General features: G+C 59.0%; 14 protein-coding genes. 10 read left to right on the plus strand and 4 right to left on the minus strand.

Features of this window, described 5'->3' with window-relative positions; genetic code table 11:
* Nucleotides 1-101 precede the first annotated feature (101 nt).
* Both BLW11_RS09315 and rapA read right to left on the minus strand, forming a co-directional pair.
* Nucleotides 102-2,072, minus strand: a complete 1,971-nt coding sequence (locus BLW11_RS09315) for a putative bifunctional diguanylate cyclase/phosphodiesterase (protein ID WP_420912197.1) — start codon at nt 2,070-2,072, stop codon at nt 102-104.
* Nucleotides 2,073-2,299: 227 nt separating this feature from the next.
* The gene (gene rapA / locus BLW11_RS09320; RefSeq protein ID WP_048358983.1) at nt 2,300-5,146 is read right to left on the minus strand and encodes an RNA polymerase-associated protein RapA; all 2,847 of its coding nucleotides are present in this window, start codon (nt 5,144-5,146) and stop codon (nt 2,300-2,302) included.
* A 170-nt stretch (nt 5,147-5,316) separates the two neighbouring features.
* On the opposite strand from rapA, the gene BLW11_RS09325 reads away from it, so the two are divergent.
* The 3 genes from BLW11_RS09325 to ccoM all read left to right on the plus strand — a co-directional run bounded on the left by BLW11_RS09325 (nt 5,317) and on the right by ccoM (nt 6,140).
* The gene (locus BLW11_RS09325; protein WP_048358982.1) at nt 5,317-5,646 is read left to right on the plus strand and encodes a hypothetical protein; all 330 of its coding nucleotides are present in this window, start codon (nt 5,317-5,319) and stop codon (nt 5,644-5,646) included.
* 79 nt (nt 5,647-5,725) lie between these two features.
* Nucleotides 5,726-5,887: a hypothetical protein gene (locus BLW11_RS23975; protein ID WP_088500141.1), complete on the plus strand. Its 162-nt coding sequence runs from the start codon at nt 5,726-5,728 to the stop codon at nt 5,885-5,887.
* Between the two features lie 142 nt (nt 5,888-6,029).
* The gene (gene ccoM / locus BLW11_RS24175; RefSeq protein ID WP_016779744.1) at nt 6,030-6,140 is read left to right on the plus strand and encodes a cytochrome c oxidase subunit CcoM; all 111 of its coding nucleotides are present in this window, start codon (nt 6,030-6,032) and stop codon (nt 6,138-6,140) included.
* Between the two features lie 239 nt (nt 6,141-6,379).
* On the opposite strand, the gene BLW11_RS09330 is transcribed toward ccoM, so the two are convergent.
* Complete coding sequence (locus BLW11_RS09330) at nt 6,380-7,852, minus strand: inorganic phosphate transporter (protein WP_048358980.1); 1,473 nt, start codon at nt 7,850-7,852, stop codon at nt 6,380-6,382.
* Nucleotides 7,853-8,205: 353 nt separating this feature from the next.
* A complete protein-coding gene (locus BLW11_RS09335) occupies nt 8,206-8,406 on the minus strand; it encodes a hypothetical protein (protein WP_048358979.1) in 201 nt (66 codons plus the stop codon).
* 718 nt (nt 8,407-9,124) lie between these two features.
* On the opposite strand from BLW11_RS09335, the gene pcaR reads away from it, so the two are divergent.
* The 7 genes from pcaR (at nt 9,125) to BLW11_RS09370 (ending at nt 17,501) form a co-directional block, all read left to right on the plus strand.
* The gene (gene pcaR / locus BLW11_RS09340; RefSeq protein WP_048358978.1) at nt 9,125-9,967 is read left to right on the plus strand and encodes a pca regulon transcriptional regulator PcaR; all 843 of its coding nucleotides are present in this window, start codon (nt 9,125-9,127) and stop codon (nt 9,965-9,967) included.
* A 306-nt stretch (nt 9,968-10,273) separates the two neighbouring features.
* Nucleotides 10,274-11,620: a 4-hydroxybenzoate transporter PcaK gene (gene pcaK / locus BLW11_RS09345; RefSeq protein WP_048358977.1), complete on the plus strand. Its 1,347-nt coding sequence runs from the start codon at nt 10,274-10,276 to the stop codon at nt 11,618-11,620.
* A 156-nt stretch (nt 11,621-11,776) separates the two neighbouring features.
* Nucleotides 11,777-12,634: a CoA transferase subunit A gene (locus BLW11_RS09350; RefSeq protein ID WP_048358976.1), complete on the plus strand. Its 858-nt coding sequence runs from the start codon at nt 11,777-11,779 to the stop codon at nt 12,632-12,634.
* Nucleotides 12,631-13,413: a CoA-transferase subunit beta gene (locus BLW11_RS09355; RefSeq protein ID WP_193790171.1), complete on the plus strand. Its 783-nt coding sequence runs from the start codon at nt 12,631-12,633 to the stop codon at nt 13,411-13,413. The genes BLW11_RS09350 and BLW11_RS09355 overlap by 4 nt, the downstream gene beginning before the upstream one ends.
* Nucleotides 13,410-14,615 (plus strand): 3-oxoadipyl-CoA thiolase, encoded by a 1,206-nt coding sequence (pcaF, locus tag BLW11_RS09360; RefSeq protein WP_193790170.1) that lies wholly within the window; start codon nt 13,410-13,412, stop codon nt 14,613-14,615. Before BLW11_RS09355 ends, pcaF begins: the two co-directional genes overlap by 4 nt.
* A gap of 194 nt (nt 14,616-14,809) precedes the next feature.
* Entirely contained in the window at nt 14,810-16,102 is a 1,293-nt protein-coding gene (locus BLW11_RS09365) for an MFS family transporter (RefSeq protein ID WP_048358973.1), read from the plus strand.
* Nucleotides 16,103-16,148: 46 nt separating this feature from the next.
* Entirely contained in the window at nt 16,149-17,501 is a 1,353-nt protein-coding gene (locus BLW11_RS09370) for a 3-carboxy-cis,cis-muconate cycloisomerase (RefSeq protein ID WP_048358972.1), read from the plus strand.
* The last annotated feature ends 11 nt before the right edge of the window (nt 17,502-17,512 follow it).

Genomic DNA, 17,512 nt, shown 5'->3' on the forward strand with positions numbered 1-17,512 from the left:
TGTAGCCCAGTAACCCGGTTTCAGGTAGTGGCAATTTGCCGTAGAGAAACGCCACAGTTGCTACTGTGGCGTTTTTTTGTGTCTGGAAAACGGATGCCTGCTTATTGGCTGACGGGAATGAACGTGGCGTGATCCGGTACGGGTACAGGGCTTTTGTTGAGCCCTTCGAGCGTTTCTTGCAGTACCTCAAAGCTCACGGGGCGGCTAATCAGGTAGCCCTGGATAAAGTCGCAACCGTACTGGTTGAGGAACTCGAATTGCTGTGTAGTTTCGACACCCTCGGTGACCACTTGCAGGTGCAGGGTGTGGGCCATGACGATAATGGCCTGGACGATCTCCATGTCCTGACTGGAGGTCGGGATGTCCTGGATAAACGAGCGGTCAATTTTCAAAGTGTTGAGCGGCAGGCGCTTGAGGTAGGCGAGGGATGAATAGCCGGTACCAAAGTCATCAATGGACAATGACACACCAAGGGTACGGATCTGGCGCAACAGTTGCGAGGTGCTGCTCAGATTGCACATCAGTGCGTTTTCCGTGACTTCCAGTTCCAGCCGGTGTGCCGCAATCCCGGATGAGCGCAGCGCGCTTTCGATTTCGTCGGCCAGCTCTACCCGCACCAGATTGCGCGCCGAACAATTCACCGCAACCCCCAGATGTTGCCATCCCTTTAACGAAAGTGCCGCGAGGTCATGGCAGGCTTTGCGCAGCACCCAATGGTCCAGCTCGGCGATAAGTCCGTTGGCCTCGGCGATGCTGATAAAACGTTCAGGACCAAGCAGACCGTGTTCGGGGTGTTGCCAGCGGACCAGTGCCTCAAGTTTGGTGACACGGCCATTCTTGAGGTCAAAGATGGGCTGGTATTGCAGGAACAGCTCCTTGTCTTCGTTCAGCGCGCTGCGCAGTTCTTCCTCTAATTGCAATTCCAGCGAGGCGCGGGTCTTGAGGTTGGAGCTGAAGAAGTTCAGGTTGTTACGCCCGCTGCCCTTGGACTGGTAAAGAGCCAGATCCGCATGCTTGAGCAGTTCAGCGCTGCTTGCGCCGTCATCCGGGAACACGCTGATGCCAATGCTGGTGGTCATCACCATTTGGCGTCCTGACAGTTCGATGGGCTCTTTCAACTTGAGCATGATGCGCTGAGCCATGCTTTGCGCTTCATCGCGATGGTTGAGGTTGATCAAAATACAGAACTCGTCACCGCCAAAACGTGCGACGACGTCATTGTGGCTCCGGGTGGAGTGTTTGATGCGGGCGGCGATCGTCTTGAGCAACTCATCACCCGCATCGTGCCCCAGGCTGTCATTGATGCGCTTGAAGTGATCAATGTCGAGAAACATCACGGCCAGTTTGCTGTTCCTGGCGGCGCAATCACTGAGTTTTTCCGCAAATAGCTGGTTGAAGCCGCGTCGGTTGATCAGGTTGGTCAGCGGGTCGTAATGGGCGACTTGCTGCAAGGACGCACGTGCCTGGTCGAGTTGGCTGAGCAGGGCGTTGACCCGCCTCAGGTCGTGCTCCTTGTGTTGCAGTTTCTTGTCGACCAGTGCGGCGCTGGCGCTGCTGCCAATCAACAACAGCACCACCACGGCCACCGCGAGGGCCAGTTGCCAGTGAGTGCTGCCTGAACTGTCCGCCAGTGGGTCGGTGAGCGTCGGCATGCTGGTGAGCTGAATGCTGAGCATGGCGGCTGCGGCGCCAATACACAGAACGAGTTTCAAAAGCTGATGGCGTGAGCGCCAGTAAGTTGTGCTGTGCAGGGCTTGTACGACAGCGATGGCTGCGATCAGGGTCATGAGCAGGGCGCCAATGGCCGTACCGAGGCTGTAGCGAGGGGCAGCAGGGTGCGTGAATGCCAGGATGCAGATGAAGTGCATGGCCCAGATCCCGCTGGCCAGACAACCGACAGCAATCCATCGCCATACGGTTTTACTGGTGGCTCTATCCGCATTGCCGGCGCGTTCAACCAGATGCAGCGTGGCCAGGCATGCCGCGAAAGCGACCAGGCCGGCGAGTAGCACGAGGTAAGGATTATGGCTGCTAAGTAATAGCAACTGGCCTTGTTCTGCAGGCTCCCCCATAAGTTGTAACCCCAGTATTTCCATTGCTCGCCTCGGCGGTTCGCGCTAGTCGTCAGGTGCTAGCTTGGGGTCGAGTATAGAAGCTGGATTGGGGGGGATAAGGGTAGTGGCTAAATGATGCTAATCATTTTGTTATCAAGAAGGGAATTTATAGTCGCAAGTGTGTATTGCGGTGAAAAAGGTCCTGTAATCGCCGGGGAGCGCAGCCCCGGCGATTACAGAATGCCTTAACCGGCTACCAGCACACGAATGGCTTCAAGGCGCAGGGCGGCTTTTTCAAGCATGGCCAGGCTTTGTTCGCGTTGCTTGCGCAAGGCAACCAGTTCGCTGTCACGCACGCTTGGGTTGACTGCCTGCAAGGCGGTCAGGCGTGCCAGCTCTTCTTCGGTGTCTGCTGCCAGACGGCGTTGGGCTTCGGCCACGCGTTCTGCGTGACGTGGCGCGATCTTGGCTTCACCGGCGTTGATCTTCGGCGTCAACTGTTCGCGCTGGGCCTGAACGAACTTGTTGGCGCTGGCGCGGGGTACGCTTTCCAGTTGTTCGTTCAATGTGTCGAAGGCCACGCGGGACGACAGGTCGTTACCGTTGGCATCGAGCAGGCAGCGCAGGGCCGCCGGTGGCAAGTAGCGGCCCAGTTGCAGCGAACGCGGTGCAACCACTTCACTGACGTAAATCAGCTCGAGCAGCACGGTGCCGGGCTTGAGTGCCTTGTTCTTGATCAGTGCGACGGCGGTGTTGCCCATCGAACCAGACAATACGAGGTCCATGCCGCCTTGCACCATCGGGTGTTCCCAGGTGATGAACTGCATGTCTTCGCGCGACAGGGCCTGGTTGCGATCGTAGGTGATGGTCACGCCTTCGTCGTCGCCCAGGGGGAAGCTGGCGTCGAGCATTTTCTCGCTTGGCTTGAGGATCAGGGCGTTTTCGGAATGGTCTTCGCTGTCGATGCCAAAGGCGTTGAACAGAGTTTCCATGTAGATCGGCAGGGTGAACTGATCGTCTTGCTCAAGGATCGCTTCAACCAGCGCTTCGCCTTCGCCCGAGCCGCCGGAGTTGAGCTCCAGCAAACGGTCACGGCCGGTGTGCAGTTCTTGCTCGAGACGCTCGCGCTCAAGGCGTGCTTCGTCGATCAGTGCTTGCCACTCCTGGTCGTCGGCAGCTTCAAGCAACGGCAGCAGGCGTGGGCCGAACGTGTGTTGAAGGGCGTTGCCGGTCGGGCAGGTGTTGAGGAAGGCATTCAGCGCTTCGTGGTACCACTGGAACAGGCGCTGTTGCGGGCTGGTCTCAAGGTACGGCACGTGCAGTTCGATGATGTGCTTCTGGCCGATACGGTCCAGACGGCCGATACGCTGCTCCAGCAGGTCCGGGTGCGACGGCAGGTCGAACAGTACCAGGTGGTGGGCAAACTGGAAGTTGCGACCTTCACTGCCGATTTCGGAGCAGATCAGCACTTGGGCGCCGAACTCTTCATCTGCGAAGTAGGCTGCAGCACGGTCGCGCTCAAGAATGTTCATGCCTTCGTGGAAGACCGTCGCAGGAATACCGGAACGTACGCGCAGGGCGTCTTCCAGGTCCATGGCGGTTTCAGCGTGGGCGCAGATCACCAGTACTTTGGTGCGCTTGAGCATTTTCAGCGTGTCGGTGAGCCATTCGACCCGAGGGTCGAAGCGCCACCAGCGCTCTTCATCCGTAGCGTCCGGCTGGGCCTGGAAGCTGACTTCAGGGTACAGCTCGGCGTGTTCGCCCAGCGGCAGTTCGAGGTATTCGTCCGGGCACGGCAGCGGGTAGGCGTGCAGTTTGCGCTCCGGGAAGCCCTGGATGGCGGCGCGGGTGTTACGGAACAGCACGCGGCCGGTACCGTGGCGGTCCAGCAGCTCGCGCACCAGGCGGGCGCTTGCCTCGGCATCGCCCTCATTGACAGCGGCCAGCAGGGTGTCGCCTTCGGCTCCGAGGAAACCGTGAATGGTGTTATGGGCTTCAGGTGACAGGCGGCCCTTGTCCAGCAGCTCCTGCACGGCCTGAGCGACCGGGCGGTAGTTCTCGCTCTCGGCGCGGAAGGCGGCCAGATCGTGGAAGCGATTCGGGTCCAGCAGGCGCAGGCGCGCAAAGTGGCTGTCCTGCCCCAATTGCTCCGGGGTTGCGGTGAGCAGCAAAACACCCGGGATCACGCCGGCCAGTTGTTCTACCAGGCCGTATTCAGGGCTGACGTTGTCTTCGTGCCACACCAGGTGGTGCGCTTCGTCGACCACCAGCAGATCCCAGTCAGCGTCAAACAGCGCCGCCTGGGCCTTGGGGTCGTCAACCAGCCATTCCAGGGCAACCAGTGCCAGCTGGCTGTCTTCGAAGGGGTTGCTGGCGTCGCTTTCGATAAAGCGCTCTTCGTCGAACAGTGCCACTTCGAGGTTGAAGCGGCGACGCATCTCAACCAGCCACTGGTGCTGCAGGTTTTCCGGGACCACGATCAGGACGCGGCTGGCGCGGCCACTGAGCAATTGGCGGTGGATCACCAGGCCGGCTTCGATGGTTTTACCCAGGCCTACTTCGTCAGCCAGCAAAACACGCGGCGCGATACGGTCTGCCACTTCGCGGGCGATGTGCAGTTGGTGTGCAATCGGTTGCGCACGCACGCCACCCAGGCCCCACAGCGGCGATTGCAGCTGACGGCTGGTGTGTTCGAGGGTGTGGTAGCGCAGGGAGAACCAGGACAGCGGGTCGATTTGCCCGGCGAACAGACGGTCACTGGCCAGACGGAACTGGATAAAGTTCGACAGTTGGGTTTCTGGCAGGGTGACGGCTTCGTTATGCTCGTTAAGCCCGTGGTAGACCATCAGGCCGTCGACATCATCGACTTCGCGCACGGTCATCTTCCAGCCTTCGAAGTGGATGATGGTGTCACCCGGCGAGAACCGAACACGCGTGAGCGGTGCGTTGCGCAGCGAATATTGGCGGGTTTCGCCAGTGGCCGGATAGAGCACGGTCAACAAGCGACCGTCCTGTGCCAGAACGGTGCCTAAACCTAGCTCTGCTTCGCTGTCACTAATCCAGCGTTGCCCCGGTTGATACTGCTGCGCCATGCTGCCTGACTCCCGCTTTGAAAAAGCCGAGTATATTAACGGATCAGAGGCCTCAGTCCAAAGGACTCTCATAAAAAGCTGCCCGGCTTATTAAGTAAGCCTGCGGCAGTTTTAGACGGGTGGCTCCCCTGGTCAGCCGCCGACAGCCTGAAGACAGGAGAACAAAAACCATGTTGCCGTCAATCTTGCCGCTGGGCGCTGCATCCATTACCTCCGGGCAGGACCCGGTCCGACCCCGGCCGGACATTCCTGCCGTGACCGCCGCACAGGCCAGCTCCGGTGAATGTGCAATTGACCTGAAGAACCACGACACCGACCAGGCCGCGCTATTGTTACGTGAAGAGCAACAACGCCAGCATGACAAGCGCCGTCGTGAAGCCCTGGAAGACGCAGGGCAGGGGGTGCTGGAAGAGGCGCAGCACCTGGAGGCCACGGCGCCGGTTTCACCTGTGATCGACGGGACGCAGCGTCAGGGGTTGTGGGTCGATATCAAGGTATAGGTCTTTTTTCTGGCCAGCGCAGCGCGTGCGTCGCATTATTGGCGCACTGAAACACACTGACAGCGGTTTGAAACTTCTTATGAGCCAAGATACCAATCTGGTTGACCTGGGCGCCGAGCGCGCCAAGCGTGTACACGACCTCAAGGAAAAACGTTTGAACGAAGTGCGCAAAGCGTTCGAACAGGCGATGCCGTTGGCAAAAGCTGCGAAAAAGCCGAAGAAAAAACCGAAAAAGCGCTGACCTCCCTGGTTTTCGCTGACCTGCGTCAACTATTCCCTCCAAGTCCGGGCTGGCCGTGGATCACTATTGATCCCGGTCAAGTCCTGCACCTGCGCGTGTGGTTAATCTGGCTTCAACACACAGACACGCACAGGAGGCCGTCATGTTTCTCGATAATGTGGTTATCGCCGGGGTACTTACCGTCGGCCTCATGGTTTTGTTCTTTGCCGGTCTGGGCATTTTTATCTGGAAAGACTCCCAGAAGCGCAAATAGCGCCGAGTCTTTACGGGGTATGAGCACGCAAGGCATTTTGGGCGACTTCGGTCGCCTATTTTTTTGCCTGTGTGTTTTGTCTACAGCGTGAATTCCTCTGTGGGAGCGAGCCGCGTGTGTTGACTGGGAAATCGCGATGTTCTTGGGGGCTTCGCGAGCAGGCTCGCTCCCACAACTTATTGCGGGATTAAAAAAAGGTACGGCCCGTGAGGGACGTACCTTTTTTGTGCAGCGCAGAATCAGGCGAGTGCTTTGGAAGCCAGCCAGAATAGCGTTGCAGACAGTGCGATGGTGGCGGGCAAGGTCAGTACCCACGCCATCAGGATGGTCTTGATGGTGCCGCCTTGCAGGCCGCTTTTGTTGGCGACCATGGTACCCGCTACACCCGAGGACAGAATGTGCGTCGTGGATACCGGCAGTGCGAAGATGTTGGCCATGCCGATGGCAAAGGCAGTGGTGATCTGAGCTGCCATGCCCTGGGCATAGGTCATGCCTTGTTTGCCGATCTTCTCACCGATGGTTTTAACCACGCGTTTCCAGCCAACCATTGTGCCCAGGCCCAAGGCCAGCGCTACAGCCAGAATTACCCAGAACGGGGCGTATTCGGTGGTGGCCGTCAGGTCTTTGCGCAGTTTTTCGAGGTCCGCTTTTTCGCGGGAATCAAGAGCTGGCAATTTGCTGACTTTCTTCGCGGTGTCGTCCAGGCAAAGCAGGTAGCGACGGATCTCGATACGCTTTTCAGCCGGGATCGAATGGTAGTCCGCCACGCCTTTAAGCGAGGTCAACAGGGCAGCGATGGTCGGTTCGGTCTGCTGCGGGTTGCAGCTGAACTGATCCGGGAGATCGCCTTTGACACTTTTGCCCAGCGCCAGGAACTCGGCGAGCGAAGCGTTGTTACGCTCGTAGAACTGGCTCAGGTGCAAGGTGGCGTCCCGAGTACGTTCGATCTGATAGGTGGTGCTGTTCAGATCCAGAACGAAAGCGCTTGGCACGATGCCGATCAGGACCAGCATGATCAGGCCGATGCCTTTCTGGCCATCGTTGGAACCGTGAACAAAGCTCACGGCCATGGCCGAGATCACCAGAACCAGACGGTTCCAGAACGGCGGGTGCTTTTTGTCGTCCATCTTGCGGCGTTGGTCTGGCGTCTTGTGCATCTTGGACGCTGGACGCCACCACTTGAGGGCGAGCAATACCAGGCCTGCAACCAGGAAACCGGCCATTGGCGAGAACACCAGGGAGGCACCGATGTCGATAGCCTTCTGCCAGTTAACCCCATCGCTCACCGGAATTCCGCTGATCAGGGCGTTGGCCAGGCCGACACCCAGGATCGAGCCGATCAGGGTGTGTGAGCTCGACGCGGGAATCCCGAAGTACCAGGTACCCAGGTTCCAGGTGATGGCTGCAGCAAGCAGTGAGAACACCATGGCCAGGCCATGCCCGGTGTTTACATTCACCAGAAGCTCTACTGGTAGCAGGTGGACGATGGCATATGCCACGCCGACCCCGCCCAGCAGAACGCCGAGGAAGTTGAACACACCGGAAAAGAATACCGCCAGGTGAGGCGGCATGGCTTTGGTGTAGATGACAGTCGCTACCGCGTTCGCGGTGTCATGAAAGCCGTTTATGAACTCAAACGCGAGAACAAAGGCTAGGGCGAAGAAGAGGCTGATAAGAACCCAGGCGTCCAATCCGCTTAATAGATCGATCATGAAGGTTTTCTGACACGGTCATAAAGGGGGGCGGATTATGCCAGAAAACCCCGCTAATCAATGCACTTGCTGCCCGTTGGTAACATCTATAAATGAAAAAGCTCGTAAGGAGCTTCGGGCAAATGGCGTAGGAAATACCCTTCAAGCCGCTGATACCAAAGGCTGTAAGGGTTTTTGCAGGGTGGCGAGCAAGCCCTCGTACAGGTCTGACTTGAGAGCATGAAATATCTCAAATCGGTCGTTGCGGCAGGATCGGTTCGGTCCATGCACGGCAAACAGCCTTGCACATTCATGCTGATGGCGAGGAATCAAGGGTTGTCAGCGGTTGCGCCCGCAGGTTTTCAGGCCAGAGGTCAGGAACCCTCAGTTTTCAGCTCTTTTTCAATTTTCTGGATTTCTTCAGAGAATGCCTGGTCGAGCAGGCTGGCACGTTTGCGCCATGGTTTACGCTCGGGTTCGGGTCGGGCGGCGTAGGTTGTCACTTCGCCGCCGTAAACATCCTTGAAACGTTGTTCCTGACGCTCAAGTTCTGCGCGCAGTTCGTCTTTTGTCACGCTATTACCTAATTGAGTTGAAATTAAACCTGGTGAACCACCGTGCACGAGGAGGTTTATTCATTGTGCGAATGTCAGTCAATAAGGCAATTGCTTATGAACAAGGTCGCACTTAAACACACCACGGCATGCACGCAGCCACGTCACGAACAAACACATGAGCGTCACTGTTTATAAGTGTTCACCCCTCAGTGAAACTACACACGATGCACTTACCGGGGAAACGGCGAAGCCTATCGGACCCTGGATCCAATTTGCTGCGCAGGTTGGGGCTTGTGCTCTCAATCGCTTCCGATCCTCAAGGGCTGAGGCGTACCGCTACTATCGCCGAATAACTTCGCGCGCGTCAACTTCCCAGTGGGTGACGTGTAATAAATATTCGAGAGTTAACGAACCGCTTCATCGCGCAGCTCTATTAATACGGCGCAGGGTAGTTGAGCGGTCAAGTTGTATAACCGCGGTAATGGACTTGGCACAGGTACATATAAAACAGACCTTTTCTATCATTGATCCACTTGTTAGTGCACGGCGCTTGATTTTAATAAGACGAAGGCCAATGGCCATTACCCGTCGATTAGTAACTATCGTGATTCGCGATCATGTCATGCCGTATTTTTACACTGGCTACGGGCTGAGGGAGTGATTGCGATTATCGATCAACGGTTCGATAATCGCCCGGCATGTCATAACTATAAATAGCTGAAGCTGGGGGTTGGGAATGAATGATCAACTGCGCAATGCCGTTGCCAGTATCGCACCGCCGATTGTAGCGTCGCCCGCCAAGCGCATTCAGGCGTTTACCGGTGATCCTGACTTTATGTCTTCCCTGGCCCGAGGCCTGGCTGTGGTGCAGGCGTTTCAGGAGCGCAAGCGGCATCTGACCATTGCCCAGATCAGCCATCGCACCGAAATTCCGCGGGCCGCAGTGCGCCGGTGCCTGTACACCCTTATCAAGCTGGGTTATGCCACGACCGATGGCCGAACCTATTCCCTGCTGCCCAAAGTACTGACGTTGGGCCATGCCTATCTGTCGTCGACGCCGCTGGCGGTCACGGCCCAACCGTATCTGGACCGCATGAGTGAGCAATTGCACGAGGCGTGCAACATGGCGACCCTCGAAGGTGACGACATTCTCTATATCGCCCGCTCGGCGACGACCCAGCGCCTGATTTCGGTGGACCTTTCGGTTGGTGGCCGCTTGCCGGCGTACTGCACGTCGATGGGGCGCATTTTGCTGGCGGCGCTGGATGACGTGACGCTGCACGAGTACCTGGCCCATGGCGAGTTCCAGGCCAAAACCAGCCGTACCCTGCACACCCCCGAGGCGCTTCTTGAATGCTTGCAGCAGGTGCGCGAGCAAGGTTGGTGTGTCGTCGATCAGGAGTTGGAGCAAGGGCTGCGCTCGATTGCGGTGCCGGTGTACGACGCCTCAGGGCAGGTGCTGGCAGCCCTGAACGTCAGCACCCATGCCGGGCGGGTGACGCGCACGGAGCTGGAACAGCGCTTTTTGCCGATCATGCTCAATGCCAGTCGCGAGTTGAGCACCCAGCTGTTCAGTTGATGCCTTGGCACTAAGCGTTCGATAAACGCACAGTTAAGCGTTTATCGAATTGCGCGTTGGCAGTGCGCTGATTAATGTCGCCCACAGCGCAACCCTGCTTGCAGTCTGCTCAAGTACTTATTCAGGGCCCGCCCACAATAATAATGAAGAGGCCACATGCCATGAGCACTTCCATCTGCCTGTCTTTGACACCGTTGTTGCGCAGTCGCCCTAAGATCCTCTAATCCCCTCTGGACTTTATTTAGTGTGAGCCGCCAGCCATTGGCCGGTTTCCGTTCGCCCTGGTTTTTACCCGGAATAAAAATAATGAACTCACCTCAGTCCCCTGTAGGCAACTGCCTTGATGTGCAGTCGTTTATCAACGCTCAACCGCTGTCGCGCTACCAATGGCGCGTGGTGATCCTGTGTTTCCTGATTGTGTTCCTCGATGGTCTGGACACGGCGGCTATGGGGTTTATCGCCCCGGCCCTGTCCCAGGACTGGGGGATTGACCGCGCCAGCCTCGGCCCGGTAATGAGTGCCGCGCTGATCGGCATGGTGTTCGGTGCCCTGGGCTCGGGGCCATTGGCCGACCGTTTCGGGCGCAAAGTGGTGCTGGTCGTCGCCGTGTTGGTGTTTGGCGGGTTCAGCCTGGCATCGGCCTACAGCTCCAACGTTGATCAACTGCTGGTTCTGCGCTTTTTGACGGGCCTGGGGCTGGGCGCCGGGATGCCCAATGCCACCACCTTGCTGTCGGAATACACCCCTGAGCGCCACAAGTCCTTGCTGGTGACCAGCATGTTCTGCGGCTTCAACCTGGGGATGGCGGGAGGCGGGTTTATCTCGGCCAAACTGATCCCGATGTATGGCTGGCACAGCCTGCTGCTGATTGGCGGGGTGTTGCCGCTGATTCTGACGCTGGTTCTGGTGGCGTGGTTGCCCGAATCTGCGCGCTTTCTTGTGGTGCGCAATCGCAGCATTGCGCTGATTCGAAAAACCCTGGCTCCGATAAACCCGGCAGTGGTGGCCCAGGCGTCCAGCTTCAGCGTTCCCGAGCAGAAGACCGTCAAGGCGCGCAATGTGTTTGCGGTGATCTTCTCCGGCACCTACAGCACCGGCACCTTATTGCTGTGGCTTACCTACTTTATGGGGCTGGTGATTGTTTACCTGCTCACCAGCTGGCTGCCGACGCTGATGCGTGACAGCGGCGCGAGCATGGAGCAGGCGGCGTTTATTGGCGCCCTTTTCCAGTTCGGCGGGGTACTGAGTGCGGTAGGGGTGGGCTGGGCGATGGACCGGTTCAACCCACATAAAGTGATCGGTATTTTTTACCTGCTGGCCGGGGTGTTTGCCTACGCCGTAGGGCAGAGCCTGGGCAATATCACGGTTCTGGCGACATTGGTGCTGGTGGCCGGTATGTGTGTGAACGGTGCGCAATCGGCAATGCCGTCCCTGGCCGCACGTTTTTACCCGACCCAAGGCCGCGCCACTGGCGTGTCGTGGATGCTTGGCATTGGCCGCTTCGGCGCCATTCTGGGGGCCTGGATGGGCGCAACCCTGCTGGGGCTGGGCTGGAACTTCGAGCAAGTGCTGACCGCGCTGGTAATTCCGGCAGCTCTGGCAACGGCGGCGGTATTGATCAAGGGCATGGTCAGCCATGCGGACGCAACCTGATCGTTATCGTGCTAACTATGTGTTCGATTAACGAACACATAGTCGATTATCGGATTGTTTGGGCGAAAGCAGCGGCTTAACCTGCTGTGCATCCGGTGTCGCCAGCGCGCACCTTCTTCAACCGCAGTGGCCTACAAAAAACGGGAGCTACCCCAGATGGCAGACATCATTTCGTTACACGACGCGGTGAAACAATTTGTGAGCGATGGTGACACCGTTGCCCTTGAAGGTTTCACCCACTTGATTCCGACTGCAGCGGGTCATGAAATCATCCGTCAGGGCAAGAAAGACCTGACCCTGGTGCGGATGACGCCTGACCTGGTCTACGACCAGTTGATCGGGGCCGGTTGTGCACGAAAGTTGATCTTCTCCTGGGGCGGGAACCCGGGCGTGGGTTCGCTGCACCGTTTGCGTGATGCCGTTGAAAGGCAGTGGCCGCAGCCGCTGGAGATCGAAGAACACAGCCACGCTGACCTGGCCAATGCCTACGTGGCCGGTGCCTCGGGCCTGCCGTTTGCCGTACTGCGCGCCTATGCCGGTTCTGACTTGCCCAAGGTCAATCCGCTGATCAAGACCGTGACGTGCCCGTTTACCGGCGAAGTGCTGGCCGCCGTGCCGGCAGTGCGCCCGGATGTCACGGTGATCCACGCACAAAAGGCCGACCGCAAGGGCAACGTGCTGTTGTGGGGCATTTTGGGGGTGCAGAAAGAGGCGGCGTTGGCGGCCAAGCGGTGCATCGTCACGGTTGAAGAAATCGTCGACGACCTGCAAGCACCCATGAACGCCTGTGTACTGCCTACCTGGGCTTTGAGCGCGGTGTGCCATGTGCCGGGCGGTGCACACCCGTCCTACGCTCACGGCTATACCGAGCGCGATAACGTCTTCTATCAGGCGTGGGACCCGATTGCTCGCGACCGTGAGACGTTCACTGCCTGGATCAACGAATACATCCATGGCACTGCAAATTTCAGTGAGTTTCAGGCCAAGCTGGCCCGTGCTCTGGAGGCAAAATAATGACTTACTCCACCAATGAAATGATGACCGTAGCCGCCGCTCGCCGTTTGAAAAACGGCTCGGTGTGTTTTGTCGGCATCGGCCTGCCTTCCAAAGCGGCCAACCTGGCGCGCCTGACCTCATCCCCTGATGTTGTGCTGATTTACGAGTCTGGCCCGATTGGCGCCAAGCCCAATGTGCTGCCGCTGTCGATTGGCGACGGTGAGCTGGCTGAAACCGCCGATACCGTGGTGTCTACCAGTGAAATCTTCCGCTACTGGCTGCAAGGCGGGCGGGTCGATGTGGGCTTTTTAGGCGCGGCCCAGGTCGACCGCTTCGGCAATATCAACACCACGGTGGTCGGTGACTATCACCAGCCAAAAGTGCGCCTGCCGGGTGCCGGTGGCGCACCGGAAATTGCCGGCTCGGCGAAAAGCGTGCTGATCATCCTCAAGCAGTCGGCCCGCTCATTTGTCGACAAACTGGATTTCATCACCTCGGTGGGGCATGGCGAAGGCGGCGACTCGCGCAAGCGTCTGGGCCTGCCAGGCGCGGGCCCGGTGGGGATCATCACCGACCTGTGCACCATGGAACCCGAAGCGCAAACCAACGAATTCGTGGTCACGGCCCTGCACCCGGGTGTCACCCGTGAACAAGTGATCGCTGCTACCGGCTGGGCCATTCGTTTTGCCGACAACGTCGAAGAGACGGCCGCGCCAACGGACATCGAGCTCACTGCCCTGCGTGATCTGGAAGCGCGGACCGCTCTGGCCCATGGCCAGGCACCGGGAGAAGCCTGATGCGCGAAGTCTTTATCTGTGACGCGATTCGTACACCTATTGGCCGTTTTGGCGGTGGTCTGGCAACTGTCCGTGCCGACGATCTGGCCGCCGCGCCGATCAAGGCGTTGATCGAGCGCAACCCGGGCGTGAACTGGAACGAAGTCGATGAAGTGTTCTTCGGCTGTGCCAACCAGGCTGGCGAAGACAACCGCAACGTGGCGCGCATGGCGGCGTTGTTGGCTGGACTGCCCGAGACCATTCCGGGCGTGACCCTTAACCGCCTGTGTGCCTCGGGCATGGATGCCATCGGTACGGCATTCCGGGCGATTGCCAGCGGCGAGATGGAACTGGCGATTGCCGGGGGCGTGGAGTCCATGTCGCGAGCGCCGTTCGTGATGGGCAAGGCCGATGCAGCGTTCTCGCGCACTATGAAGCTGGAAGACACCACCATCGGCTGGCGTTTTATTAACCCGCTGATGAAGGCCCAATACGGTATCGACCCGATGCCGCAGACGGCGGACAACGTGGCGGATGATTACGGGATTTCCCGCGCCGATCAGGACGCTTTTGCCTTGCGCAGCCAGCAGCGTACTGCCGCCGCCCAAGCCGCAGGCTACTTTGCCGAAGAAATCGTACCGGTACGTATTGCCCACAAAAAAGGCGAGACCCTCGTAGAACACGATGAACACCCTCGTGCCGATACCAGCCTGGAAACACTGGGCAAACTCAAGCCGGTCAACGGCCCGGACAAGACCGTTACCGCGGGCAATGCCTCGGGCGTGAATGACGGGGCGGCGGCGATGATTCTGGCCTCGGCCGATGCGGTGAAACGTCATGGCCTGACCGCCCGGGCCCGGGTGCTGGGCATGGCCAGTGCCGGCGTGGCGCCGCGTGTGATGGGCATCGGCCCGGTGCCTGCGGTTCGCAAGCTGGTGGAGCGTCTGGGTTTGGCGGTCAGCGATTTTGACGTGATTGAGCTCAACGAAGCCTTCGCCAGCCAGGGCCTGGCCGTATTGCGGGAGTTGGGCCTGGCAGACGATGCGCCCCAGGTGAACCCCAACGGCGGTGCAATTGCCCTGGGCCACCCGCTGGGCATGAGCGGGGCACGAATCGTGATGACCGCTCTGCATCAGCTGGAGAAAACCGGCGGCAAGAAAGGCCTGGCGACCATGTGTGTGGGTGTCGGGCAAGGTCTGGCATTGGCCATCGAACGGGTCTGATAGCGCTCAATGCTGACTCTGTGGGAGCGAGCCTGCTCGCGAAGACTCCTGGTTTACTGGATAACCGCGTTGCTCTTGAGACCTTCGCGAGCGGGCTCGCTCCCACGGCATCAGTCGTTCGGCTTATTGCGGTCACGGCGTCACATGTTGCAAGGTGTGTCTGACTGCAACTAAAACCTGATGAGTAAATAAACATGACAACAGAAACTCACTACACAGGAGAGGAGCGCAAAAAAAGGATTTTTGCGATTGTCGGTGCGTCCTCCGGCAACCTTGTCGAATGGTTCGACTTTTACGTTTACGCCTTCTGCGCGATCTACTTCGCACCTGCTTTCTTCCCTTCCGATGACCCCACGGTGCAGTTGCTCAACACCGCCGGCGTGTTTGCGGCCGGGTTTTTGATGCGCCCCATTGGTGGCTGGCTGTTTGGCCGGGTCGCTGATAAACACGGGCGAAAGAATTCAATGATGATCTCGGTGCTGATGATGTGCGCCGGCTCACTGGTCATCGCCTGTTTGCCGACCTACGCCTCGATTGGCGCCTGGGCCCCGGCCTTGCTGTTGATGGCGCGCCTGTTTCAGGGGCTGTCGGTGGGGGGCGAGTACGGCACCACGGCCACCTACATGAGCGAAGTGGCACTCAAGGGGCAGCGCGGCTTCTTTGCCTCTTTCCAGTATGTGACGCTGATCGGCGGGCAACTGCTGGCGGTGCTGGTGGTGGTGATTCTTCAACAGTTCCTGTCTGAAGATGAACTGCGGGCCTGGGGCTGGCGTGTGCCGTTTGTGATTGGTGCCATTGCGGCGCTGATTTCGTTGATGCTGCGTCGCACCCTCAAAGAAACCACCAGCGCCGAAACCCGCGAGGACAAGGATGCAGGCAGCGTGAGGGCGTTGTTCCGTGACCATAAAGCGGCGTTTATTACCGTGCTGGGTTACACCGCGGGCGGTTCGTTGATTTTCTACACCTTTACCACCTATATGCAGAAGTACCTGGTGAACACGGCCGGTATGCATGCCAAAACCGCCAGTTACATCATGACCGGCGCGCTCTTTCTTTATATGTGCATGCAGCCGCTGTTCGGCATGCTGGCGGACAAGATAGGTCGACGTAACAACATGCTCTGGTTTGGTGCGCTGGGTACGCTGTGTACCGTGCCGATCCTGCTGAGCCTGAAAACCATCAGCAGCCCTTTCCTGGCTTTTATGCTGATTACGCTGGCACTGGCGATTGTCAGCTTCTACACCTCGATCAGCGGGCTGGTTAAAGCCGAAATGTTCCCGCCTCAGGTTCGGGCGTTGGGTGTGGGCCTGGCGTATGCCGTCGCCAACGCGATCTTTGGCGGCTCGGCGGAATACGTGGCGTTGGGGCTCAAGTCGATGGGCATGGAAAACACCTTCTACTGGTACGTGACAGTCATGATGGCCATTGCCTTCCTGTTCAGCTTCCGCTTGCCCAAGCAGCCCAAGTACCTGCACCACGATTTGTGATGTACCCCGCGCGCGCCGGGTGGCGCGCGCCTTCTAAGGACGGGTTATGAGTAATCAGCTGTTCGATGCGTACTTTACGGCCAAGGCCATGGGCGAGGTCTTTAGCGACCATGGCCGGGTGCAGGCGATGCTCGACGTCGAATCGGCTCTGGCCCGGGCGCAGGCCCGGGTCGAGGTGATTCCTCACTCTGCGCTCGCGCCGATTACTGCTGCGTGTCGCGCTGAACTCTACGATTTCGAGGCCCTGGGCCTGGCGATCGCCAGTGCCGGTAATTCGGCGATCCCGCTGGTCAAAGCCTTGGGCAAACAGATTGCCAGCACAGCGCCCGAAGCCGAGCGTTACGTGCACCTGGGCGCCACCAGTCAGGACATCATGGACACCGGGCTGGTGCTGCAACTGCGTGCTGCACTGGGGCTGATCGAGGCTGATCTGGTACGGCTTGCCGATGTCCTTGCGCAACAGGCCCAGCGCTATGCCACTACGCCCTTGGCCGGGCGTACCTGGTTGCAACAGGCTACGCCGGTCACGCTGGGGATGAAGATCGCCAGTTGGCTGGGCGCCGTCACCCGTAACCGCCAGCGCCTTGACGAACTGAAGCCGCGTTTGCTGTGTCTGCAATTCGGTGGAGCTTCGGGCACCCTGGCGGCCTTGGGCGATCAGGCGATGCCGGTGGCACAGGCGCTGGCCAATGAGTTGGGTCTGAATCTGCCTGAGCAACCGTGGCATACCCAGCGCGATCGTCTGGTTGAGTTCGGCGCGGTGTTGGGATTGATTGCGGGCAGCCTGGGCAAAGTGGGCCGTGATATCAGCCTGCTGATGCAGACCGAGGCCGCGGAAGTGTTTGAGCCATCGGCGCCGGGCAAGGGCGGTTCATCGACCATGCCCCACAAGCGCAACCCGGTGGGCTCGGCGGTGTTGATCAGCGCCGCCACCCGGGTGCCGGGCTTGCTGAGCATCCTGTTCAGCGCCATGCCACAGGAGCACGAACGCAGCCTGGGCCTGTGGCACGCCGAGTGGGAAACCCTTCCCGAGATTTGCTGCGTCGTGTCCGGTGCGCTGGTTCAGGCATTGAACATTGCCCAGGGGCTGGAAGTGGACAGCGAGCGCATGGCGCGCAACCTCGACTTGACCCACGGGCTGGTGCTGGCCGAGGCAGTGAGCATTGTGTTGGCCCAGAGGGTAGGGCGCGAAACAGCCCATCATCTGCTGGAGCAGTGCTGCAAGCGTGCGGTGGCCGAACAGCGTCACTTGCGTGCGGTGCTGGGCGATGAGCCGCAGATCACCGCTCAGTTGAGTGCAGACGAACTGGATCGCTTGCTCGATCCGGCCCATTACCTTGGCCAGGCGACGACGTGGGTCGAGCGTGCGCGGGCTGAACATTTTGCGTTGGCCCTTTAAAGGAGAAGCTC

Origin of the sequence: Pseudomonas deceptionensis (assembly GCF_900106095.1) — a bacterium.
In the GTDB taxonomy this organism is placed as follows: domain Bacteria; phylum Pseudomonadota; class Gammaproteobacteria; order Pseudomonadales; family Pseudomonadaceae; genus Aquipseudomonas; species Aquipseudomonas deceptionensis.

What these genes read in the sequence shown, in the direction of transcription:
- BLW11_RS09315 (WP_420912197.1), bottom strand. Translation starts at nt 2,072, where the DNA reads ATGGGGGAGCCTGCAGAACAAGGCCAGTTGCTATTACTTAGCAGCCAT.
- rapA (WP_048358983.1), bottom strand. Translation starts at nt 5,146, where the DNA reads ATGGCGCAGCAGTATCAACCGGGGCAACGCTGGATTAGTGACAGCGAA.
- BLW11_RS09325 (WP_048358982.1), top strand. Translation starts at nt 5,317, where the DNA reads ATGTTGCCGTCAATCTTGCCGCTGGGCGCTGCATCCATTACCTCCGGG.
- BLW11_RS23975 (WP_088500141.1), top strand. Translation starts at nt 5,726, where the DNA reads ATGAGCCAAGATACCAATCTGGTTGACCTGGGCGCCGAGCGCGCCAAG.
- ccoM (WP_016779744.1), top strand. Translation starts at nt 6,030, where the DNA reads ATGTTTCTCGATAATGTGGTTATCGCCGGGGTACTTACCGTCGGCCTC.
- BLW11_RS09330 (WP_048358980.1), bottom strand. Translation starts at nt 7,852, where the DNA reads ATGATCGATCTATTAAGCGGATTGGACGCCTGGGTTCTTATCAGCCTC.
- pcaR (WP_048358978.1), top strand. Translation starts at nt 9,125, where the DNA reads ATGAATGATCAACTGCGCAATGCCGTTGCCAGTATCGCACCGCCGATT.
- pcaK (WP_048358977.1), top strand. Translation starts at nt 10,274, where the DNA reads ATGAACTCACCTCAGTCCCCTGTAGGCAACTGCCTTGATGTGCAGTCG.
- BLW11_RS09350 (WP_048358976.1), top strand. Translation starts at nt 11,777, where the DNA reads ATGGCAGACATCATTTCGTTACACGACGCGGTGAAACAATTTGTGAGC.
- BLW11_RS09365 (WP_048358973.1), top strand. Translation starts at nt 14,810, where the DNA reads ATGACAACAGAAACTCACTACACAGGAGAGGAGCGCAAAAAAAGGATT.
- BLW11_RS09370 (WP_048358972.1), top strand. Translation starts at nt 16,149, where the DNA reads ATGAGTAATCAGCTGTTCGATGCGTACTTTACGGCCAAGGCCATGGGC.